Consider the following 22,832-nt stretch of genomic DNA (forward strand, 5'->3'; position numbering starts at 1 on the left):
TAATTTGTATATTTTAAATCATTTTTATAAGTGAGATAACAACAACTAAAACGAAAAATACTACTAAATAATTTAGAGAGTATATAAACATTTTTGTTGCCCATTTAGTTTGGTCTGTATTTCTCTTAAATGACGTTAAACCTATATAAAGCCAACCTAAATTGAGCAATGTTCCTAATACTACAAATGTTGTTCCAAGACTTGATAATAGGAATGGTAATGGAAGTAAAAATATTAACCATATAAACATACTTACTCTAGTACGTTTAAATCCTTTAACAGATGGTAACATAGGAATATTAGCTAATGCATATTCATCACTGCGTTTAATTGCTAAAGCATAAAAGTGAATTGGTTGCCAACAAAAAACAACTAAAAATAATGCAATTGCAACGAGACTTATATTTCCATCAATTGCAACCCATCCAATTAATGGTGGTACTGCACCTGGAAAACTTCCTACTACTGTATTCCAAGTTGTATGTCTTTTAGACCAAATTGAATAATAAGACACATAACCTACGATGCCGATAAGTCCTAGTACGCCTGATGGTACATTTAATAAGAATAAACAAGCTTCTCCTACTAACATCATACCAAAACTTAAAAATAATAAATTTTTATCTGAAATTCTATCATTAACTGTTGGTCTATTTTGTTTACTTGGCATTATACGATCAATGTCCTGATCATAATAATTGTTTAATGCACAAGCACCACCCATAATTAATGTTGAACCAATCAACATTAATAGAATTTGAGGTATTGACGATAGGAAGGAATGATTGGTCATCACAACTGCTAACCAAGCGCCTGCAAATGCAGGAATTAAGTTACCTTGGACCAATCCCATCTTGATAATCTGTTGTAACTCTTTAAACGATACACGGCTCGATGGTTGTGACAAAGTTTGCTCTTTGCTCATGATCCCCCTCCTTAAATTTTCCATATAATACTATGATATAGTAATTACTAAAAATTGACTAGTTTATATCAAATTTAATTGTGACACTTTAGCGACATTCTACTACACTAATTTTTTGTTAGTTCTTATTGTTGTATAATTATTTTAATAATATAATTTCAATAAAATAGACATTAATTAAGCGTAATCAATTGTATTTAGAAGATGCACTTAATTAATGATGGGGTGTATAACATTGTTTAATAAACGAAACCTTAAATGGTTATCTGTATTAGCAACTATCATAATGGCATTTGTACAACTTGGTGGTGCATTAGTTACTAAGACTGGCTCAGAAGATGGATGTGGATCATCTTGGCCTTTATGTCACGGTGCATTACTCCCTGACAATTTACCAATAGACACTACTATTGAATTAAGTCATCGCGCTGTCTCAGGTATCTCATTAATTGTTGTACTGTGGTTAGCTATTACTGCATGGAAACATATCGGCTATATTAAAGAAGTAAAGCCATTAGCTATTATTAGTATCGCATTTTTACTTGTTCAAGCATTAATTGGTGCAGCAGCTGTTATTTGGCAACAAAATTCATATGTATTAGCGCTGCATTTCGGCATATCTTTGATTAGTTTCTCTTCAGTATTCGTTCTAATGCTGATCATATTTGAAGTTGATAAGAAATATGAAGCCGATGAATTATATATCAGAAAGCCTTTAAGAAGATTAACATGGATCATGACAGGAATTGTGTATGTAACCATTTATACTGGTGCGTTAGTTAGACATGCAAAGGCAAGTTTAGCTTATGGTGGTTGGCCATTACCTTTCCATGATATTATTCCACATACTGAACAAGATTGGGTTCAATTTGCGCATCGTGGCATGGCATTTATTACATTTATATGGATTATGATCACATTTATTCACGCAGTTAAGAATTATTCTGAGAATAGAACGATACGATATGGATATACGACTGCGTTTATTCTTATCATATTGCAAGTCATTACTGGTGCTTTATCTGTAATGACGAACGTCAATTTATTCATTGCACTTTTACATGCATTATTTATCACACTATTATTTGGTATGATTGCCTACTTCATTATGTTAATGCTACGTACCATTAGAAGTGAAAATAACAAATAACCTATCAAATTAAAAAGGAGATGTGAACCGTGTTATCACATCTCCTTTTTATATTTATTGAATTGTTTTCTAACGTCAAAATGTCTTATTTTCAAACAACTATTTAATTTAATCTGCTTTTTCAATCTCGATCAGTAGATCCCCTGTGGCAATTGCATCACCACTAACAACGGTTACTTGTTTGATTGTACCATTGAACGGTGCCTGAATTGTCGTTTCCATCTTCATCGCTTCTGTAATTAGTAGTGGTTGATTAACTTTTACTTCATCGCCAACTGCAACTTTTACCTCAGTAACCGAACCTGGCATTTGAGCACCGATATGACTAGGGTTTGATTTATCTGCTTTAGGTTTTAAGTTCGTATTTGTTTTAATATTTTCATCTTTAATCGAAATACGACGCGCTTGTCCATTCATCACATAATAAATCGTTCTATAACCATTTTCATCTGGCTCACTAATCGTTTCAAGTTTAATGATCAAGCGTTTACCCGTATCTATTTCGATTTCAACTGTTTCACCATTACGCATACCGAAGAAGAACGTTGGTGTATCTAATAACGATAAATCACCATATTGTTGTTTCGTTTGAATATATTGATCAAATACTTTTGGATACAATACATAACTGATAACATCTTGTTCAGTCACTTCACCATAAGCTTTTGCTTCAAGTTCTTGTCTTATATCATCAAAATTTACAGGGGCTAAATATTCACCTGGACGTTCTGTTAATGGTTGTTGGCCTTTAAGGATGACCGCTTGGAGCTCTTTATTAAAACCATTGACCGGTTGACCGATGTCACCTTTGAAATAAGATACAACAGATTCAGGGAAATCTAACTTATGTCCTTCATTGATTACTGTTTCTTCATCCAAATCATTTTGAACCATATAAAGTGCCATATCACCTACAACTTTAGATGATGGTGTCACTTTCACAATATCTCCAAATAAGAAATTCACACGACGATACATATCTTTGACCTCGTGGAAACGTTCACCTAAGCCTAAACTTTTAGCTTGTTGACTTAAATTTGAATATTGTCCCCCAGGCATTTCATGTTGATAAATTTCAGTATTAGGAGATTTAATGTCACTTTCAAAGTCACTATAGTAAGGGCGCACAGTACTCCAATAATGACTGAGTTCTTCTAAGCCTTCAATATCTGCGCTTAAATGACGATTAAAGCCATTCAGTCCATAATAAAGTGAATTAGCACTAGGTTGACTTGTCAAACCACTCATAGATGCAACAGCAGTATCTATGATATCAACACCTGCATCTATCGCTTCTTTATAGATAAGCAGGCCATTTCCACTCGTATCATGAGTGTGTAAATGTATTGGTAAGTTTATCGCTGATTTTAATTCGCCGATAAGTTCATAAGCTGCTTTAGGTTTTAATAATCCAGCCATATCTTTAATTGCTAAGATATGGAATCCTTCACGTTCTAATTCTTTAGCTAAATTAACATAATATTCAAGTGTAAATACATTTGAACGTTCAGGATTTAAGATATCTCCCGTATAGCAAATTGCGCCTTCAGAAATTTTACCTGCCTTTTGAACCGCTTCATTTGCTACTTTCATTTGGTCTACCCAGTTTAATGAATCGAAAATTCGAAAGACATCTACGCCTGCATTTGCACTTTCTTTTACAAACTTTTCAATTACATTATCGGCATAGTTTTTATAACCGACTGCATTTGAAGCGCGTAATAACATTTGGAACAAAATATTTGGAATGGCTTTACGTAATCTTTCAAGTCGTTCCCATGGATTTTCCTTTAAAAAGTTATATGCGACATCAAATGTTGCGCCTCCCCACATTTCTAAAGAGAAACTATCTTTAAATACTTCAGCTGTTTTAGAGGCAATATTCATCATATCTTTAGTACGTACACGTGTTGCTAAAAGCGATTGATGTGCATCACGAAATGTAGTATCAGTTACCAATACATCTTTTTGTTCACGAACCCAATTCGCAACTGCTCTTGGTCCTTCGTTATCAAGTAACTGCTTTGTACCATTCAATGAATTAATTTTTCTGTGAGACACTTGAGGTATCGTTGTTGATTCATAATCAGGTTTAGGTCTCTTTTCAACATTTGGGAAACCATTAATTGTGACATTACCGATATATTCAAGCGTTTTAGTACCACGGTCAAGTGTAGGTGCAATATTAAATAATTCAGGCGTTTGTTCAATAAATTTAGTTGTATAATCTCCACTGCGGAATTGATCATTTCGCATCACATTAATTAGAAACGGAATATTCGTTTTCACACCACGGATACGCATCTCGCGAAGTGAACGTTCCATCTTTTCTTCAGCTTGTTTAAACGTAACCGCGTGTGTCGATAATTTAACTAGCAATGAGTCGTAATACGGAGATATCTCTGCACCTTGGAAACCATCACCTGCATCTAATCGTACACCAAAGCCGCCACTTGAACGGTACGCGATAATTGTACCTGAATCTGGCATAAAATCATTGGTTGGGTCCTCAGTCGTAATACGACATTGAATGGCATAACCTAATGATTGAATGTCTTCTTGTTGAGGCATAGAAATACGTTCATCAAACAAACTAGCACCATCAGCAACTAGAATTTGAGTTTTAACAATATCTATACCTGTAATCATCTCAGTTATTGTGTGCTCTACTTGTACACGAGGATTAACTTCGATAAAGAAGAACTCGTCGCCTGATACTAAGAATTCTACAGTACCCGCATTCACATATTTGATATTATTCATCAATTGTAGTGCCGCATCACAAATTCGTTCTCTTAAATCATGAGATAATCCTACTGAAGGGGCTACTTCTACAACTTTCTGATGACGACGTTGTACCGAACAATCACGTTCATACAAATGCACAATATTACCATATTCATCACCAATAATTTGTACTTCTATATGTTTCGGATTGTCTATGTATCTTTCAATATAAACGTCACTGTTCCCAAAAGATTTTTCCGCTTCAGATTTGGCACGGTGAAACGCATCCTCCAATTCTCTTTCTTCACGAACAATACGCATCCCTTTACCACCGCCACCACTAGTGGCTTTAATCATTAAAGGAAAACCAGCATCTTTAGCAAATGCTTTGGCCGCTTCGAAACTCTCAATTGGTCCATCAGTACCAGGAATGACTGGTAAGTTAGCTTTAATCGCAGTCGTTCTCGCTTTAACTTTATCCCCAAACATATCCAAATGCTCTAAGTGTGGACCAATAAATTTAATACCTTCTTCTTCACAACGATGTGCAAATTGTTCATTCTCACTTAAGAAGCCATAACCAGGATGAATTGCATCCACACCAGCTCGTTTCGCCACATCGATGATACGTTCAATGTTCAAATAACTCTCAGCTGGGCCCAAATCTTTGCCCACTAAATAAGATTCGTCAGCTTTATATCTATGTAAAGCATTTTTATCTTCGTTCGAATAAATTGCCACGGTTTTAATATTTAATTCTGTTGCTGCCCTAAATATTCTGATTGCAATTTCGCCACGGTTTGCTACTAATAATTTTTTTATATTTTTCAAAAAAGGCACTCCCCTTTTAAAGTTCGAATATTCTAACTAATTAGATAATAAAATTTTATACTAACTCAAATAATAAAGCTATCTTTATTTATGAAATGTGAGTTATAAAAAAATAGTAAAGTACTAATAATGCTTGAAAATAAGTATTGCATATATACCCTTTTCTAAAACGCATGCTCAGAGTATCATCAGGAAAAATTATCATTAGTCATAACTTTATATTATCACTTTAATAGATAATACTCCACCGACATCGACGTTTTATAATAATTTTCATAAAAATGTAAAAAACCTTTACATGAACTCTAATTATATGTTCATGTAAAGGTATCGTTTATATTATTATCTTTATCTAGTTAAACCAATTTTTTGTTTTTTAGCTTTTTGTGATCGTTTTTCGTCCATTTTAATTTGTTTGGCAACTAGCAATAATAGACCCATTGCGATACTTAAACTTAACATTGATGAACCTCCAAAACTTATAAATGGTAATGGAACACCTGTTAATGGGATAGTTGCTGAAATACCACCTAAATTAACAAACGTCTGACTTCCGATATAACTTGCAACACCTACACAAATTAATTTATAAAAATAAGATGGCGTTTTAGTAGCTAATACGAAAGCGCGATAAACGATAAAGAATAATAAGCAAATTACAAATAATCCACCTACTAAACCAAGTTCTTCACAAATGACTGCGAAAATAAAGTCAGTATGTGCCTCTGGCAAATAGCCAAGTTTCATAATACCATTACCTAATCCGCGTCCAAATAAACCACCATTACCTATTGCCATTAATGAATTGGTCAAATGGTAACCTGTACCAGCTTCAGAACTGAATGGGTTCATTAGGGTACTAAAACGGGCTTTCAAATAGTGTGGCATCATACCGCTTGCTACAAAGAGTAAAGCAATACCAACGAAACTACCAACGATAAGTAAGACGGGTCCTTTGACTATTTTCTGAACACCTATGCCAGCAAAAATAAACATAGATACAATGATTATCATGATGAGCAATGTCTGTCCAATATCACCTTGTAACAATACTAAAAATAGACATACAACGATCAACACAAGTGGTGCAGCGATAACTTTAATCTTCTCTCTTACTTGTGGTAATTTTCGACTGATCACATAAGAAATATATAATATGAATGCAATTTTCAACAATTCTGATGCTTGTAAGTTCATAAATCCAAGATTTATCCAACTCTTAGAACCGTTAATATTTTTACCTACGATAAGTGTTAAAAATAGTAACACGAAGATGATTATCATGATCCACTTCTGTGTTTTCGCTTTTTGTAATATTTTAATATTCAGCATAAAAGCGATAAAGAATACGACAATAAAACTCATAATAACGTATATAAGCTGTCTATTGTAGAAATACGTACCAGATACTTCAAGTCCACCTGTTAGCGTCCCTTTAGTTGCTGCAACCATACTTGCACTATATACCATAATCAAACCAAAGAGACACAAAATAACGTATGTAATTAATAATGGATAATCGATGAACTTAGCAGTTCTACCTATGTATCGAAATATATTTTTTAAATTACTCATAAAAATGATCATCCAATTCTAGATTTTTAAAACTATGGTCAATACTATTACGTTTAAACATAATTTCTGTCTAAACTATTATATACTTTGTGCACATTATTTAACAAATATAAACTGATTAGAGATGCATCTAATTAACTTACAATTTCAGTCTTCAATTTGAAAAAGCGCTTAAAACATAAAATGACTGAAAATATTATAAACATAATATTTCAGTCACTATGGTGAGATAATTTATATGTAGTAAATATTACAATTAACTCAATTTATAAATGAAAAAGCAAATCATTAAAATTCACTTATATATTTAATCGATAGTTATTTTACATTAGTAAATGCTTCATGAAGTTTAGATAATTCTTTTTCTAAACGTAGCATTAAATTTTTGCCGTCTTCTTTATTGACTAAACCAAGTTTAACCGCAAAGTCAACTTCTTTTTGTAAACCAAACATTTGTGTGTCGAGAACTTCTTCATATAACGGGCACGAAGGTAAAGTTAAATTATCCATTTGAACTTTAATTAAATGTAAGATTCTATCAGCATCTTGATTTAATTGCTCATAAGCCACGTTACTCATTTTCGTTTGCTTCGGCATCACATACTCCCCCTATCATTAAATATCTTCATATCAAAAGTTTATCTTACTACTTTTTAAAAAGCAAGTTTATTCAGTGAATACATGAATTTAATTGTGATAAAATAATGACTAGAACGAAATTAGGGAGTGGGCAAAAAATGATTCAAATCAAAGGCTTAGTCAAGTTCCCTATCACTTTAGATAGTACAACTTGGATATTCGATGATAGAAAAGTAAAGATCGAAGATATTGAAAGCGGTGTGTTTGAAGGAACGAAACCTATTAAATTTGAAGATAATCGTGAATGGAACAGAGCCATTCTTGAAGGACAAACGAATCCGCCAACTTTAAATTCAGAGATAAAATATCGTAAACGTTCTGTATTAGAAGATTCTTTCGCTATCAATATGACACCTTTCTTCAAAAATGCAGAACCACAAGACAATGCGACTGCAATTAAATTATTTAATGAAAATGATGCCATTGAAGTGCCAATTGACTTGTTACCTTATCTGTTCTTCCAATTTGCGAAAGACGGTAAACGAATGTATGATGATAACGCTGTAGATAGCTTTGTTTATAACCCAGATGAGAAAGATTACACGTATGAATTTAAATATGTTACGCATATAGAGGTGATCTAATTTGCGTGAAGTACAATGTATAATTTGTGATACGAAGGTTTTAATTGATGAACATACGGTTGAAGCCAAACGACTTCGCAATAATCCAATCAGAACATTTATGTGTGATGATTGTAAAAGTCGCCTAGATAGACCAAAGCAACGTCTGAATACACACCACACAGTAAACTTTAATCCAAATGATGGATTGTAATTATCTATAATTGATTAAAAAACTTTTATTTCTCAAAACAAATCAGTCTGGGACATAAATAATATAATCATGCTACTTAGCAAATTCGCAGTAGCTGACTGAACTGAGAAGGCGCTTAAATCAAGCTTTTCTCAGTTCTAGTCATCCTGTAAAATACACAAACTAAAAAACCAGTAAATGATGCTTAACACACATTTACTGGTTTTTGCATAAAGTACTCTAAATTATACTTTAGATTTCAACGATGCTTATTCTTCTTGCATCATTTGTTTCACACGTTTAGCTTCTTTTTCACGTAATGATTTATTTAAAATTTTCTTTCTTAGACGAATACTTTGAGGCGTTACTTCAACTAATTCATCATCATTAATATATTCTAACGCTTCTTCAAGTGTAAGAATTCTTGGACGGTTCATTGTTTGTGTTTGGTCTTTAGTAGCTGAACGTACGTTTGTTTGATGTTTTGCTTTAGTAATGTTTACTGTTAAATCATTTTCACGGTTATGTTCACCAACAATCATACCTTCATATACTTCAGTACCTGGTTCCATGAAGTTTACACCACGATCTTCTAAGTTGATGATCGCATATGCTGTGGCTTGGCCTTGGTCCATAGAAATTAATGCACCATTACGACGACCACCAATTTGTGCTTTAACACGAGGTCTAAATTCTTCGAAAGTATGGTTAATAATACCATATCCACGTGTCATAGACATAAATTCAGTTGTATAACCAATCATACCACGTGCTGGTACCATAAAGATAAGTCGTGTTAACCCATTATCAGTTGTTGACATATCTAACATTTCACCTTTACGTGCACCTAGAGATTCAATGACTGATCCTGCATTTTCAGAAGGTACTTCACATTGAACGCGTTCAAATGGTTCACTTAGAACACCATCAATTTCACGTAAAATAACTTGTGGTTTAGATACTTGAAGTTCAAATCCTTCACGTCTCATATTCTCAATTAAGATAGATAAATGTAATTCACCACGTCCTGCAACTACCCATGTATCTGGAGAGTCAGTTGGTGTTACTTTTAATGAAACGTCTGTTTCAAGTTGTTGATCTAAACGTTCTTGGATTTGACGTGCAGTAACATAGTCACCTTCACGGCCAGCAAATGGTGAATTATTTACTTTGAATGTCATTTCAAGTGTTGGTTCATCAATACGTAACACAGGTAATGCTTCTTGATGATCAGTTGGTGTCACTGTTTCTCCGACGTTAATATCTTCCATTCCTGAAACGGCAATTAAATCACCCGCTTGTGCTTCTTCGATTTCTTCACGTTTCAAGCCAAAGTAACCAAAGATTTTAGTTACACGGAAATTCTTAACAGTACCATCTAATTTAATAAGCGATACGTTGTCACCTACGCGCATTTTACCTCTGAATACACGTCCGATACCAATACGTCCTACGTAGTCATTATAATCCAATAATGCGACTTGGAATTGTAACGGTTCATCATGATTGTCGATTGGTGCAGGTACATAATCAATAATTGTTTCATATAAAGACTGCATGTTTTCATCTTGCTTTTCTGAATCAAGACTAGCAGTACCATTAACAGCAGATGCATATACTACTGGGAAATCTAATTGTTCATCATTTGCTTCTAACTCGATGAATAAATCTAATACTTCATCCACTACGCCTTCAGCTCTTGCTGATGGTTTATCAATTTTATTTACAACCACAACAGGTTTTAAGTCTTGTTCTAGTGCTTTTTTAAGCACAAAACGTGTTTGAGGCATTGTACCTTCATAAGCATCGACAACAAGTACAACACCGTCTACCATTTTCATAATACGTTCTACTTCGCCACCAAAGTCAGCATGTCCAGGTGTATCTAAGATGTTTATTCTTGTACCTTTATAATCAATCGCAGTATTTTTAGCAAGAATTGTAATACCACGTTCTCTTTCTAAATCATTAGAGTCCATTGCTCTTTCGTCAACATGTTCGTTCTCTCTGAAAATACCAGATTGTTTAAGTAATTCATCTACTAATGTAGTTTTACCATGGTCAACGTGCGCAATGATTGCAATATTACGTACATCTTCTCTTCTATTAGTCATTTTATAATTCCTTTCTCGAGTAAACTCCCACTTTTAATTACAACTTTTTTATTATATCATATTATTAGTAAAAGATAACAAAAAGGTGGGGTATGGGATGGAAAAACCTAAGTCTAAAGGTATATTTTGGTTGCTATCAATTATAGCAGTAATATTTTTAGTGCTTTTTAGTTTCAGCGTTGGTGCTGGTAGTATTCCAATGATGATTTTAACATTTATACTTTTCATTGCAACTTTTGGCGCTGGTTTCACGCTTAAAAAGAAGTATCGTGAAAATGACTGGCTTTAATATAATAAAAATGTCTCGGTAGTACCATTTGGAAGATGCACATCTTTCAAAGTTGACTGACCGAGACATTTTTTATTTTTTGAAACGTTGATGCAATTCTGTTAAAACGGCGTTATTCGGATTTAAATAATCAACCAAAATTTCATTATGCGTCGTCTTATTTCCAACTAGAACAGAATTAGCACTTTCTATTGTCAGTGGTTCACCTAATAAATTACTTCCAACGCCATCAACTTCATTTAAAATAATTAAGCCACCTGCAAAATCCCAAGGTTGCAACCTTGGCGTAATATATGCAGCCAATTGTCCCTTAGCAACACTTATAATTTCTAAAGCTGCACTTCCAAATGCTCTACAACTTCTTGCTTGATTTACAATTTCTGAAAAGATTGGCCCCATTTTAGGTTTGGTAATCCAATTGGGATTAATACCTATTAAGCTTTGCTTTAAATGCGTATCATTTAATGGTTTTAATTCATGTTTATTCTCAAATGCGCCTTCGCCCACTTTCGCATGATAGAGGACATCTTTCATCACGTCATAGACTAATCCAGCATATGGCTTACCATCACGATAAATACCTATTGATATCGCAAAGCCTTCTTGCTGGTGAACAAAATTGAGCGTTCCGTCAATTGGATCGACAACCCATACTACACCTTTGACGTCTTCCATATTATGACCATGTCCTTCTTCACCAATTACACGATGATCAGGATAATTTCTTAGTATGGCATCATAAATATAATTCTCAGTTGCTTTATCCACATTCGTAACTAGATCATTTGGGTTTGACTTCGTTTCAATACTCAATTCTTCTTTCATCATAAATCTTACTTTATTACCCGCTTCTAATATCAAACCTTGAGCAAATTCGTATAGTGACATATCATCATCTCCTGTTGTTTCCTATTATACAGAATTTTAGTCAATATAATCTATACATCTTTGTATACCTTATTATAATGAGTTTAAACGCAAATAATCTCAATTCAGCATTTGGATAGATTCAGTCATTCTGTGCTACAATAACGGTAAATTATTTTCTGAAAAGGAGCAACGCTAATGACGCAATATACATTTAAACCTAAAGATTTCAAAGCGTTTGAAGTTGAAGGCTTAGATGCTCGAATGGAAGCATTAAATGAGTACGTACGCCCACAACTTCATCAATTAGGAGATTATTTTAGTGAATATTTCACCTCTCAAACTGGAGAAACTTTTTATGCTCATGTTGCAAAACATGCACGTAGAAGTGTAAACCCACCTGTAGATACGTGGGTTGCTTTTGCTCCTAATAAACGTGGATATAAAATGCTACCTCATTTCCAAATTGGTTTATTTAAAGACCATTTATTTTTAATGTTTGGCGTTATGCATGAAGGTAAAGATAAAGCTGAACGTGTGAAAGTATTTGATAAACACTTTGATACGCTTAAACATTTACCTGAAGATTATCAAGTAAGTTTAGATCATATGAAACCTGAAAAATCATACATTAAAGATTTAAGTGATGATGAATTACACCAAGCGATTGATCGTGTGAAACATGTTAAAAAGGGAGAATTTTTTGTTGCACGTACACTCTCTCCTAATGATGCTGAATTAAAATCGGATAAGGCATTTTTAGCTTTCGTAAAAGAAACGTTTGATGAATTTTTAAAATTCTATGAATAAACTCAAAGTTTAACGCTATTTTAATTGTTGTCATTATGATATCAGCGTATGTAATAAGTGAACTAGGTAGTACAGGCGCAGTAGCTGACTGAATTGAGAAGATGCTTAAATAATTGCTCTTCTCAACATACATCATCCGTACTGGCGGAAACTAAAAAACATTATATGAAGCAATTTAATAATCGAAGTAACTAGGGAGTGGGAAGACGAATGTGATAAGCGTTCTAACCCACTCCCTTAATTTTTTACTTTAAATTTATTAGGTTGACCTAAAAATAAAGTTGGATTATTATAAAACATATAGTTTGAAGGAGTTTTATCATGGGTATAAAAGACAACAATGAACAACGTAGTTTAGATGAAATTAATAGCACAATCGAATTTAATGGTACACAACGTACGAGTCAAAAATTTTTAGCATTTCTAGGTCCAGGCTTACTTGTAGCAGTAGGCTATATGGATCCAGGAAATTGGATTACATCAATGCAAGGTGGCGCACAATTTGGTTATACCTTACTATTTATCATTTTGATTTCAAGTTTGTCAGCAATGTTATTGCAAAGTATGACTGTTCGCTTAGGTATCGCAACTGATAAAGATTTAGCACAAATGACACGTCATTATTTAAATAAACCGACTGCAATTATATTTTGGATTATCGCTGAGCTTGCAATCATTGCGACTGATATTGCCGAAGTAATTGGAAGTGCTATCGCTTTAGATTTACTTTTTGATATACCTTTAATCATCGGCGCATTGATTACAGTTTTGGATGTATTTTTGTTACTTTTTATAATGAAGTTCGGTTTTCGTAAGATTGAAGCAATCGTCGGTACATTAATTTTTACTGTACTTATGATTTTTGTATTTGAAGTCTTCATCTCATCACCGAATACAATTGAAATACTTAATGGCTTTATTCCTCATCATCAAATTATTACTGATCATAATATTCTGTATATTGCATTAGGTATTATTGGCGCTACGATTATGCCTCATAATTTATATTTGCATTCATCAATCGTGCAATCACGAAAATATAATCGTCACAGCCTTACTGATAAAGCCCAAGCGATTAAATACGCGACGATTGATTCTAATATACAATTAAGTATCGCATTTATTGTAAACTGTTTATTACTCGTTCTTGGCGCCGCCCTATTTTATGGTGTCAATTCGAATAATTTAGGTGGCTTTTATGATTTATATCACGCATTAAGAACGCAACCTGTCTTAGGTGTTGTGATGGGGAGTATTATGAGCACTTTATTCGCAGTAGCATTGTTAGCTTCTGGTCAAAATTCAACTATCACTGGTACACTTGCAGGTCAAATAGTGATGGAAGGTTTCTTAAAATTATCCATTCCAAATTGGATGAGACGACTAATCACAAGAAGTTTAGCCGTCATCCCTGTTTTAGTATGTCTTATTATTTTTCGGGGTAACGAATCTAAAATGGAACAATTGCTCGTATTTTCTCAAGTCTTCTTAAGTATTGCATTACCCTTCTCATTAATACCGTTACAATTAGCCACTAGTAATAAAACATTAATGGGACCATTTCAAAATAAAAAATGGGTAAATATATGTGCTTGGAGTTTAATCATTATACTAAGCTTCCTTAATATTTATCTGATTATAGAAACATTTAAAGAATTATAAAATTAAACGGCAAAATGAATAAGGGAGTGGGACAGAATTCTTTTTAAATTCGTTGTCCCACCCCCGCAAGGATGACTAGAACTGAGAGAAGCTTGAATTAAGCGCCTTCTCAGTTCAGTCAGCTACTGCGAATTTGCTAAATAGCTTCATTATATTATTTTTGTCCCAGCCTCTATTTAACTAGGCATATTTCCTATGCACATCTATTTTCACTCTATATTTTAATAAATATAGGGATCATCTTTTTTACGATCATTATAAGCCCTTTCAGATTGCCAGTCATCCATTGATGGCTTGACTGATTTTGGCTTTTTGTTAGGTTGATTTGGATCCTTTTTAACAAATAGCATTATTGCTACAACAATCCATAGCACGCCTGCAATTAAACTCATATTGAATATACCTACTAACGCTGCAACAATAAGTAGCGAACCAGCTAATATAGGTCGTCCTTTAATGATAGACATTCCAATAATGCCTAAAAGAGTTGAGAAAATAAGTGTTCCCATAGAAAAAGTCATTGCAAAGTTTATCATTTCAGGCGTAACCTTCACATCCTGATTACCAACTTGTTTTAACATTTGCTGGTATTGTTCCGTATTACTATTTTGTCTTACCGTAAAATATGATATTAATGACATAATCAAATACATCATACTTAAACCACAAGCAATCCAGCCAAGAATTAATTCTACCTTTCTATTCACACACTACACCTCCAATATTGAAGTATTTAGTTAAATCATACTAAAATTATAATTTATTTGCGACTAACTTAATAATTTATACAAAGCGGTTAAGCCATAAATGACTTAACCGCTTTAAGGAGATATTAATCTTTATTATCTTCGCTGTTATTTAATTCTTTATCTGATTCAATATCATCTTTATTCAATATTTGTTTACGCTCTTCATAATTCATACGTCGTTGACTAACTGCACTTGGTTGATTTTTGCGACGCTCTTTCATACGTTGATTATAAGCTTTACGTTTTTCTTTTTTCTTGGCTTTAAGTTCAGCCTTTTCTCTTTTACGTTGTGCTTTTTCTTCTTTTTTATCAATTTTCGGCTCTGAATCAACCACATTTTCAGCAAAATCATTTGAATCTTCATCAATGTTGTTATCGTACTGAGATTGTTTATTCGATTTCTGATTGTATTTAGCCTGTCTAGAAAGTACGCCAGTTGCTTCATTCTCATTAGCATCTGTGTGGTACTCATCAGTGATTGCACGTTTTGGATATTGATTATATTTATCTTCCTCAGTGTCAGTTGCTAAATCTTGCTCAGCATCATTACGATGTGTTGTGTCATCAAAGTTGTTATCTCGATAATTATTATCGATATCATCATTGTAATATGGTTTTTTACGACGTGTACGACGGTCTGATTTTTTAGTTTTATGTGGTGGTTCCACATCGTCTTGTTCATAATCGTCATACTGGTTATGATTATCGTAACCATAGTCGTCATTAATATTTCTATTTGATCCATAATAACGATCATCATAATCATTATATTCATCTCTAGGATAGTAATGCGGTTCATAGCCTTGTGATGGACCGTACATAGGTACTGTTTCAACCTTACTCTTCCGTGCAAACATCATGATTGCAATGATAAAGAAGAAAATAGGAATAATTAATGTCACGAATAATAATACCAATGGCAATGTAATAATTGAGGCAATTAAGAATAAGAATCCAGAAAGTATTCTCATATTCATAGATATTAATGCTAAAAATGAAATAAGCAAACATACTATGAAATAAACAATAATTGCCCATACACCATTTTGTAACCAAATCACAAATTGTGTGGTATTTAAACTATTGTTTGTTAAAATCTGCTGAATTAGTTCATTATTATTCATTGAGTTTTCAAGATTTTGAATTGATGTATCATTACTAAATGACACGAGTGCAATAAACATTGTAATAACCGTCAATATAAGTAAGAAAATCCAACTAAACCAACCTAAAAGTTTTTCAGTCAGACGACTCACAGGCCGTTTGATTTGCGTGTAACGTTCTCCTGACATGTATTACAACTCCTTATATAACTTATCAAATAATTATATCTAATTCATTATAAAATAACTACTATTTATAGTCTATTTTAAAGACATTTTAAAGTTTAAGAAACTTTCGTTATATTCTCCTAATGTTTTAGGACCTAAATCTTTATAAACTTCTAATCGCGATTGCTCTTTTTGCGTTGGATAGAAACGATGATCATCTCTTACTTCTTTAGGTAATAACTGACGTGCAGCTTTATTTGGTGTAGCGTATCCTACCCACTCTGTGTTCTGTTTGTTATTTTTAGCGTCAAGAAGGAAATTCATAAATTTATAAGCACCTTCTTTGTTTTGCGCTGTCTTAGGAATAACCATGTTATCAAACCATAGATTAGACCCCTCTTTCGGAATCACATAATTATATTTGTCACTATTTTGCACTAGTGGGGCTGCAACACCACTCCAAACGACTGCGATATTCCCTTCATTTTGTTCAAGCATCATTGTAACCTCGTCTCCAACAACACCACGAACTTGAGGTGCCAGATGATGTAAGTCCTTCTCAGCTTCTTTTAAATGATTGGGATTAGTATCATTTAAACTATAGCCTAATTTATTTAAAGCTAATCCCATAATTTCACGTGCACCATCCACTAATAGGACATCATTTTTATATTTGGGTTGGTATAAAGTACGCCAGCTACTAAAGTCTTCATTTGGATAGGCTTGTTTATTATATAAAATACCCACTGTTCCAAAGAAATAAGGTAGTGAATATTTATTATTTCTATCATATGGCATATTCATATAATTAGGATCTAAATTTTTAATATTGGGAACCTTACTATGGTCAAGTGGTTCTAGTAAATTTTCACGTTTCAATTTTTGAACGGTATATTCACTTGGAAAAGCCACATCATAATGCGTTCCACCATTTCGAATTTTAGCTTCCATCGCTTCGTTCGAATCAAACGTTTCATATACAACTTGAATGCCCGTTTCTTTCTCAAATTGTTTAATTAAATCTGGGTCAATATATTCGCCCCAATTATATACATAAATCTTTTCACCAGTACTCGTATTATCCTGCGATTTAAACCAGTGACTAATACCTAAGCAAATTAAACCGACAACAATGGCACCCAATATAAGTTGTAAAAATTGCTTCACTGTTGTACACCTCGCTTAGCTAAATGTCGTTTTTTCACTGAACGTTGTATTGCATAATAACCAACAATTCCTAATACAATAGCAGCGAATAAAATTGTTGAAATGGCATTAATTTCCATACTAATTCCTTTACGTGCCATAGCATAGACTTCGACAGACAGTACACTAAATCCGTTACCAGTCACGAAGAAACTTACTGTAAAATCATCTAATGAATACGTTAAAGCCATAAAAAAACCACCAATAATGGAAGGCATTAAGTTTGGAATCAATACACGTCCAAGTATTTGTGATTCTGATGCGCCTAAATCGCGTGCAGCATTCAATATATTGTTATTCATTTCATAAAGCTGTGGTAACACTACGATAACAACAATTGGAATACAGAATGCAATATGAGATGCAAGTACTGTTCCAAAGCCTAAACCTAAGCCAGTTATATGTCCAACTGCTGTAAACATAATTAAAAATGAAGCGCCTATCACTACATCTGAGGAAACCATTAGTACATTATTAAGTGTTAACAAAGTTACTTTGAATTTTTTATTTCTTAAGTAATATAACGAAATAGCACCAAATGTTCCTATAATAGTAGAAATTGCTGCCGCTAATAGTGCAACCGCTATTGTATTAAAAATAACAGACATTAAACGGTCATTTTGAAACAGACTTTGATAATGCTCTAAAGTGAAATGTTCAAAATGAATCATATTTCCCGCTGAATTAAATGAATAAAACATAAGGAAAAATATCGGAACATATAATATAACTAATAGAATGCCAATATATAATTTTCCATACCACTTCATTTAATTCACCTTCTTTCGTCCGTTGATTTTGATTTAGTAATAATTAAAATAAACGCCATAAATACAATTAAGAAAATAGCAATTGTAGAACCCATACCATAATTTTGAATCACTAGAAATTGTTCTTCAATTGATGTACCAATATTAATTACTTTATTACCCGCAATCAATCGTGTAATCATGAATAATGATAATGCTGGAATAAAGGTTACTTGAATGCCTGTCATGACACCTTCTTTAGTCAAAGGTACGATTACTTTTCTAAAAGTTGTAAAAGGACTAGCTCCCAAATCACTTGAAGCTTGTAACAAATTATTAGGAATTGCTTTCATACTATTAAATATCGGTAGAATCATAAATGGTATATAAATATAACTTGCTACTAATAAAAATGCGCCTGGCGTAAATAAAAGATTAGCTGCCGGTAAATGAATAAAATTAAGAAATTTATTAATCAAACCTTCATGACTTAATATGCCAATAAACGCATATGTTTTTAGTAAAAGGTTTATCCACGTAGGAATAATTAAAATGAGTAACCACATATTTTGATTTTTTGATGCACGAATAAAGTAAGCAGCCGGATAACTAATTAACAAAGTAATTATTGTAATAAGCGCTGCATAAAAAATTGAATCCCACATCATCTTTAAATATTTCAATGATAATATTTGTTCATAATTGGTAAAACTAAAATGACCATTTAGATCGGTAAATGAGAAATATACGAGTAAAATAACTGGTATGATAATGAATAATAGCATCCATAATAAATATGGAATGATGAGCACTTTATTAATATTACGCATTGTCTAACGCCTCGTAACTTTCAATACGTTTATCAAACTCTTCTTCTGTTTCACCAGGAACCATGATATGAATTGCTTCCGGGTCAAAATAAAGTCCAACTTCGCTGCCGACTTCAGCTTTTTTAGTTGTTTGTATTACCCACTCATACCCTTTTCGATCAATACAGCAAATTTCATAATGTACGCCTCTGAATAACATTGAGTCTACAGTGGCTTTGAATAACCCTTTGTCCGATGCTATTAATGAAATATCCTCAGGTCTGATGACAACTTCTACTTTCTTCCCAGAGGGTATGCCTGCGTCTACACATTCAAAATCTTGACCATAGATATTCACTACAAAATCCTCTACCATTTTACCTTCAACGATATTAGATTCACCTATAAAATCAGCAACAAAACGGTTGACCGGCTCATCATAAATATCTGTTGGTGTACCAAATTGTTGGATTTTACCATCTTTCATAACAAAGATATAATCACTTAAAGCCAACGCCTCTTCTTGATCGTGCGTTACAAATATGAATGTTATTCCTAGGCGTTTTTGTAGTTCACGTAATTCATATTGCATCTCTGTTCTTAATTTTAAATCTAAAGCGGATAATGATTCATCCAACAATAATATTTCAGGTTCGTTGACAATGGCTCTTGCAATTGCCACACGCTGTTTCTGACCGCCACTCATTTCATTGATGTTACGTTGTTCATATCCTGATAACTTCACAAGTCTTAATGCATCTTTTACTTTTTTATCGATATCTTTTTTAGAATGTTTTTTTAACTTTAATCCAAAAGCTATATTATCGTAAACATTTAAATGTGGAAATAAAGCATAATCTTGGAAAACGGTATTTACCTTTCTCTTATTCGCAGGCAAATCACCTATTGATTTATTTAAATAGATAATATCTCCATCATCTGGTTGTTCAAATCCAGCTATGAGCTTCAATATCGTTGTTTTCCCGCAACCTGAAGGACCTAGTAATGTGTAGAAATGACCTGATTCTATCTCTAAATCCATTTTGTTCAATATTGTTACATCGTCAAAACCTTTTGTCACACCTTTAAATGATAACAATGGCTCCATTACTATTCTCCTCCCTTATAAATATGATGCTGTCGCAACAATCAAAATTTCTATTTCTTCTGATGTTTCATTATGTAATTGATGAATTTCATCAGCCCTAAAGTATAAAACATCCTCTTCATTAGCCTGGTATCGTGACTTTCCTAAAGTCAGCGTTACACATCCTTTTAAACAATATATAAATGTGTCTGATTCAGATGGATCGAAATGTTTATAGGATGCACCTGGTTTCAATGATAATATGAGCGGTTCCATTTCAAATTCATTTGATTTCATTACCAACCAATTAAGAACATATCCTCTATCATATTCATCATAAACTGTGCGCTCATCTCTCGTATAAAGCACTTTTTCTTTTGATTTTTCTTTAAAAAAATCACTTGGAGATGTACCTAACACCTCTAGAATATTTAAAAAGGTTTCCATGCTAGGAGAAGCATGCTGACTTTCAATTTGAGAGATGTATCCTTTGGACAAATCTGTACGTTCTGCTAACTCTTCTTGTGTTAAATTCTTTATACGTCTTAAATTACGTAATTTATTGCCAATTTGCATTGTTAATCACCTTAAAAAAAAAGCTATACCTTGTTTACTAATATTAAACATTTTGTTTAATGCTTAATAAAAGTATCAAAATATAGCTTTGACTTCAATAGTTTTTTGAAATTAAATATAAATTAATCTAATAGACTTTATAAGTTTTGATAGTTCACATAGATCAATGCTAAGTTAATTAGCGCTAAACGACGTTTGATCAGGATTATTTTTCACTTCTTGTATGACTTTGTAGCTGTTATAACTACTCTTTTCTTCAAATTCTTTAAATAATTGCTTTTCCTCTGCTTTACCAGGAACGATTTCTTTAAAACGTTTATAATGCTGCATTAAGTCTTGACCATTGACCGATTTTTCATAATAGCTTTCAATTTTATTGAAAAAGGCAATCACATCGACCATTTCTTCGTTAGTCCAATCTAAATCTAGCGGATATTGATACTCCATCTAAACCCTCCTTTTTATTATTTTAGCCGTTATTCATCTTATACCCATTACAGCTAGATAATATTAAAAAAGGGGTGAAACCAAGTTCAAATATGAACTTGAGTTGCACCCCTGTTGACTGTTAAATAACTATAAAACAGTTATTCAATTTATGAAATTAGTCTATTCGACTAATCATTAATTATTACATAGTGTGGATTGGTAATCCAATTGCTTTTTCAGCAGCTTCCATAGACATTTCACCTAATGTTGGGTGAGCGTGTACAGTTAATGCGATATCTTCAGCATTCATACCAGCTTCAATAGCTAAACCTAATTCAGAGATAATGTCTGAAGCGCCGTTACCAGCAATTTGTGCACCGATAACAGTACCGTCTTCTTTTAATGTGATAAGTTTAACGAAACCAGTAGTATCATCTAATGATAATGCACGGCCATTACCAGCATAAGGGAATTTAGAAGCTTTATAGTCTAAACCTTCTTCTTTAGCTTGTGCTTCAGTGTAACCAACTTGAGCTAATTCTGGCTCAGTGAAACATACAGCTGGCATACCGATGTAGTCTACTTCTGATGCTTGGCCAGAAATAGCTTCAGCAGCTACTTTAGCTTCATAACTTGCTTTATGAGCAAGTGGTAAACCAGGAACGATATCACCAATTGCATAAATATTGTCGATAGAAGTACGGCTTTGTTTGTCTACTTCTAATAATCCACGATCAGCGAATTTAAGGCCTAATTCTTCTAAACCTAATTCGTCTGTGTTTGGACGACGACCAACAGTTACTAATACATAATCAGCTTCGATAGTTTTTTCTTCACCTTTAGCTTCATAAGTAACTTTAACGCCATTTTCAGTTTCTTCAGCATTTTTAGCCATTGCTTCAGTAATGATTTCAACGCCTTTAGCTTTCATGCCTTTTTTAACTGGTTGAACCATTTGTTTTTCGAATCCGCCAAGAATTTCTTTAGCGCCTTCTAAAATAGTAACGTCTGAACCGAAGTTAGCAAATGCAGTACCAAGTTCTGAACCAATGTAACCACCGCCGACAACGACTAATTTACCTGGAACTTCTTGTAAGTTTAAAGCACCTGTTGAATCGATAACACGTTTACCGAATTCAAAGTTAGGAATTTCGATTGGTCTAGAACCTGTTGCGATAATAGCGTGTTTGAAGTTATAAGTTTGAGCACTTTTTTCGTCCATAACACGTAAGCTATTATTATCAACGAAATATGCTTCACCTTTAACGATTTCAACTTTATTACCTTTTAATAAGCCTTCAACACCACCAGTTAATTTGTTAACAACTGATTTTTTGAATTCTTGAACTTTGTCAAATTTAAGTGATACGCTTTCAGCGATAACACCTAAGTTTTCAGAGTGTTGTGCTTCTACAAAGCGGTGTGAAGCGTGTAATAATGCTTTAGAAGGAATACAACCAACGTTTAAGCATACACCACCTAAGTTACCTTTCTCAACGATAGTAACTTTTTGTCCTAATTGTGCTGCACGAATTGCTGCAACGTATCCACCAGGACCTGCTCCGATTACAATAGTATCTGTTTCAATTGGGAAATCTCCAACTACCATGT

General features: G+C 33.3%; 21 protein-coding genes. 6 read left to right on the forward strand and 15 right to left on the reverse strand.

Annotated elements, in window-relative coordinates; genetic code table 11:
• Nucleotides 1-13 precede the first annotated feature (13 nt).
• Nucleotides 14-925 carry a heme o synthase gene (gene cyoE, locus JVV30_RS01240; RefSeq protein ID WP_053029157.1) on the reverse strand — a complete coding sequence of 304 codons (912 nt, stop codon included), beginning with the start codon at nt 923-925 and terminating at the stop codon, nt 14-16.
• 235 nt (nt 926-1,160) lie between these two features.
• Here cyoE and JVV30_RS01245 point away from each other — a divergent pair, with 235 nt between their 5' ends.
• Nucleotides 1,161-2,075, forward strand: coding sequence for a COX15/CtaA family protein (locus tag JVV30_RS01245; RefSeq protein WP_204193098.1), 915 nt, complete (start codon nt 1,161-1,163; stop codon nt 2,073-2,075).
• A gap of 108 nt (nt 2,076-2,183) precedes the next feature.
• On the opposite strand, the gene JVV30_RS01250 is transcribed toward JVV30_RS01245, so the two are convergent.
• The 3 genes from JVV30_RS01250 to JVV30_RS01260 all read right to left on the reverse strand — a co-directional run bounded on the left by JVV30_RS01250 (nt 2,184) and on the right by JVV30_RS01260 (nt 7,805).
• Nucleotides 2,184-5,633: a pyruvate carboxylase gene (locus JVV30_RS01250; protein WP_070855410.1), complete on the reverse strand. Its 3,450-nt coding sequence runs from the start codon at nt 5,631-5,633 to the stop codon at nt 2,184-2,186.
• A 348-nt stretch (nt 5,634-5,981) separates the two neighbouring features.
• On the reverse strand, nt 5,982-7,208 hold the full coding sequence (ftsW, locus tag JVV30_RS01255) for a cell division peptidoglycan polymerase FtsW (RefSeq protein ID WP_016930720.1): 1,227 nt from the start codon (nt 7,206-7,208) through the stop codon (nt 5,982-5,984).
• Between the two features lie 318 nt (nt 7,209-7,526).
• Entirely contained in the window at nt 7,527-7,805 is a 279-nt protein-coding gene (locus tag JVV30_RS01260) for an Fpa/YlaN family protein (protein WP_016930721.1), read from the reverse strand.
• 140 nt (nt 7,806-7,945) lie between these two features.
• Here JVV30_RS01260 and JVV30_RS01265 point away from each other — a divergent pair, with 140 nt between their 5' ends.
• Both JVV30_RS01265 and JVV30_RS01270 read left to right on the forward strand, forming a co-directional pair.
• Nucleotides 7,946-8,431: a hypothetical protein gene (locus tag JVV30_RS01265; protein WP_016930722.1), complete on the forward strand. Its 486-nt coding sequence runs from the start codon at nt 7,946-7,948 to the stop codon at nt 8,429-8,431.
• 1 nt (nt 8,432) lies between these two features.
• Nucleotides 8,433-8,624 (forward strand): YlaI family protein, encoded by a 192-nt coding sequence (locus tag JVV30_RS01270; protein ID WP_016930723.1) that lies wholly within the window; start codon nt 8,433-8,435, stop codon nt 8,622-8,624.
• A gap of 248 nt (nt 8,625-8,872) precedes the next feature.
• On the opposite strand, the gene typA is transcribed toward JVV30_RS01270, so the two are convergent.
• Nucleotides 8,873-10,717, reverse strand: a complete 1,845-nt coding sequence (typA, locus tag JVV30_RS01275) for a translational GTPase TypA (RefSeq protein ID WP_204193102.1) — start codon at nt 10,715-10,717, stop codon at nt 8,873-8,875.
• A 97-nt stretch (nt 10,718-10,814) separates the two neighbouring features.
• Between typA and JVV30_RS01280 the strand changes: the two genes are divergently transcribed.
• Nucleotides 10,815-11,006, forward strand: a complete 192-nt coding sequence (locus JVV30_RS01280) for a DUF5325 family protein (RefSeq protein WP_053029152.1) — start codon at nt 10,815-10,817, stop codon at nt 11,004-11,006.
• A gap of 72 nt (nt 11,007-11,078) precedes the next feature.
• Here JVV30_RS01280 and JVV30_RS01285 read toward each other — a convergent pair whose 3' ends face one another.
• A complete protein-coding gene (locus tag JVV30_RS01285; RefSeq protein ID WP_053029151.1) occupies nt 11,079-11,894 on the reverse strand; it encodes an inositol monophosphatase family protein in 816 nt (271 codons plus the stop codon).
• 177 nt (nt 11,895-12,071) lie between these two features.
• Here JVV30_RS01285 and JVV30_RS01290 point away from each other — a divergent pair, with 177 nt between their 5' ends.
• Both JVV30_RS01290 and JVV30_RS01295 read left to right on the forward strand, forming a co-directional pair.
• Nucleotides 12,072-12,683: a YktB family protein gene (locus JVV30_RS01290; protein WP_016930726.1), complete on the forward strand. Its 612-nt coding sequence runs from the start codon at nt 12,072-12,074 to the stop codon at nt 12,681-12,683.
• Nucleotides 12,684-13,004: 321 nt separating this feature from the next.
• Entirely contained in the window at nt 13,005-14,345 is a 1,341-nt protein-coding gene (locus JVV30_RS01295; RefSeq protein WP_016930727.1) for an Nramp family divalent metal transporter, read from the forward strand.
• 221 nt (nt 14,346-14,566) lie between these two features.
• Here the strand turns inward: JVV30_RS01295 and JVV30_RS01300 are convergent, their stop codons facing one another.
• The 9 genes from JVV30_RS01300 to lpdA form a co-directional block, all read right to left on the reverse strand.
• A complete protein-coding gene (locus tag JVV30_RS01300; RefSeq protein ID WP_016930728.1) occupies nt 14,567-15,052 on the reverse strand; it encodes a DUF4064 domain-containing protein in 486 nt (161 codons plus the stop codon).
• A 125-nt stretch (nt 15,053-15,177) separates the two neighbouring features.
• Nucleotides 15,178-16,386 (reverse strand): lipoteichoic acid stability factor AuxB, encoded by a 1,209-nt coding sequence (auxB, locus tag JVV30_RS01305; protein ID WP_016930729.1) that lies wholly within the window; start codon nt 16,384-16,386, stop codon nt 15,178-15,180.
• Between the two features lie 72 nt (nt 16,387-16,458).
• On the reverse strand, nt 16,459-17,532 hold the full coding sequence (locus JVV30_RS01310; RefSeq protein WP_016930730.1) for an ABC transporter substrate-binding protein: 1,074 nt from the start codon (nt 17,530-17,532) through the stop codon (nt 16,459-16,461).
• Nucleotides 17,529-18,341, reverse strand: a complete 813-nt coding sequence (locus tag JVV30_RS01315; RefSeq protein ID WP_016930731.1) for an ABC transporter permease — start codon at nt 18,339-18,341, stop codon at nt 17,529-17,531. Before JVV30_RS01315 ends, JVV30_RS01310 begins: the two co-directional genes overlap by 4 nt.
• Before the next feature lie 5 nt (nt 18,342-18,346).
• The gene (locus JVV30_RS01320; RefSeq protein ID WP_016930732.1) at nt 18,347-19,150 is read right to left on the reverse strand and encodes an ABC transporter permease; all 804 of its coding nucleotides are present in this window, start codon (nt 19,148-19,150) and stop codon (nt 18,347-18,349) included.
• Entirely contained in the window at nt 19,143-20,237 is a 1,095-nt protein-coding gene (locus tag JVV30_RS01325) for an ABC transporter ATP-binding protein (RefSeq protein ID WP_016930733.1), read from the reverse strand. Before JVV30_RS01325 ends, JVV30_RS01320 begins: the two co-directional genes overlap by 8 nt.
• Nucleotides 20,238-20,252: 15 nt before the next feature.
• Nucleotides 20,253-20,792, reverse strand: a complete 540-nt coding sequence (locus JVV30_RS01330; RefSeq protein ID WP_016930734.1) for a helix-turn-helix domain-containing protein — start codon at nt 20,790-20,792, stop codon at nt 20,253-20,255.
• Between the two features lie 174 nt (nt 20,793-20,966).
• Nucleotides 20,967-21,239: a UPF0223 family protein gene (locus tag JVV30_RS01335; RefSeq protein ID WP_016930735.1), complete on the reverse strand. Its 273-nt coding sequence runs from the start codon at nt 21,237-21,239 to the stop codon at nt 20,967-20,969.
• 184 nt (nt 21,240-21,423) lie between these two features.
• On the reverse strand, nt 21,424-22,830 hold the full coding sequence (lpdA, locus tag JVV30_RS01340; RefSeq protein ID WP_016930736.1) for a dihydrolipoyl dehydrogenase: 1,407 nt from the start codon (nt 22,828-22,830) through the stop codon (nt 21,424-21,426).
• Nucleotides 22,831-22,832: the final 2 nt, after the last annotated feature.

The sequence above is a fragment of the Staphylococcus sp. GDY8P47P genome (assembly GCF_016892225.1).
Lineage (GTDB): Bacteria > Bacillota > Bacilli > Staphylococcales > Staphylococcaceae > Staphylococcus > Staphylococcus borealis.

Excerpts from the sequence above, each read along its gene's own strand:
- cyoE (WP_053029157.1), bottom strand. The coding sequence starts at position 925 with ATGAGCAAAGAGCAAACTTTGTCACAACCATCGAGCCGTGTATCGTTT.
- ftsW (WP_016930720.1), bottom strand. The coding sequence starts at position 7,208 with ATGAGTAATTTAAAAAATATATTTCGATACATAGGTAGAACTGCTAAG.
- JVV30_RS01260 (WP_016930721.1), bottom strand. The coding sequence starts at position 7,805 with ATGCCGAAGCAAACGAAAATGAGTAACGTGGCTTATGAGCAATTAAAT.
- JVV30_RS01265 (WP_016930722.1), top strand. The coding sequence starts at position 7,946 with ATGATTCAAATCAAAGGCTTAGTCAAGTTCCCTATCACTTTAGATAGT.
- typA (WP_204193102.1), bottom strand. The coding sequence starts at position 10,717 with ATGACTAATAGAAGAGAAGATGTACGTAATATTGCAATCATTGCGCAC.
- JVV30_RS01280 (WP_053029152.1), top strand. The coding sequence starts at position 10,815 with ATGGAAAAACCTAAGTCTAAAGGTATATTTTGGTTGCTATCAATTATA.
- JVV30_RS01285 (WP_053029151.1), bottom strand. The coding sequence starts at position 11,894 with ATGTCACTATACGAATTTGCTCAAGGTTTGATATTAGAAGCGGGTAAT.
- JVV30_RS01290 (WP_016930726.1), top strand. The coding sequence starts at position 12,072 with ATGACGCAATATACATTTAAACCTAAAGATTTCAAAGCGTTTGAAGTT.
- JVV30_RS01295 (WP_016930727.1), top strand. The coding sequence starts at position 13,005 with ATGGGTATAAAAGACAACAATGAACAACGTAGTTTAGATGAAATTAAT.
- auxB (WP_016930729.1), bottom strand. The coding sequence starts at position 16,386 with ATGTCAGGAGAACGTTACACGCAAATCAAACGGCCTGTGAGTCGTCTG.
- JVV30_RS01315 (WP_016930731.1), bottom strand. The coding sequence starts at position 18,341 with ATGAAGTGGTATGGAAAATTATATATTGGCATTCTATTAGTTATATTA.
- JVV30_RS01320 (WP_016930732.1), bottom strand. The coding sequence starts at position 19,150 with ATGCGTAATATTAATAAAGTGCTCATCATTCCATATTTATTATGGATG.
- JVV30_RS01325 (WP_016930733.1), bottom strand. The coding sequence starts at position 20,237 with ATGGAGCCATTGTTATCATTTAAAGGTGTGACAAAAGGTTTTGACGAT.
- JVV30_RS01330 (WP_016930734.1), bottom strand. The coding sequence starts at position 20,792 with ATGCAAATTGGCAATAAATTACGTAATTTAAGACGTATAAAGAATTTA.
- JVV30_RS01335 (WP_016930735.1), bottom strand. The coding sequence starts at position 21,239 with ATGGAGTATCAATATCCGCTAGATTTAGATTGGACTAACGAAGAAATG.
- lpdA (WP_016930736.1), bottom strand. The coding sequence starts at position 22,830 with ATGGTAGTTGGAGATTTCCCAATTGAAACAGATACTATTGTAATCGGA.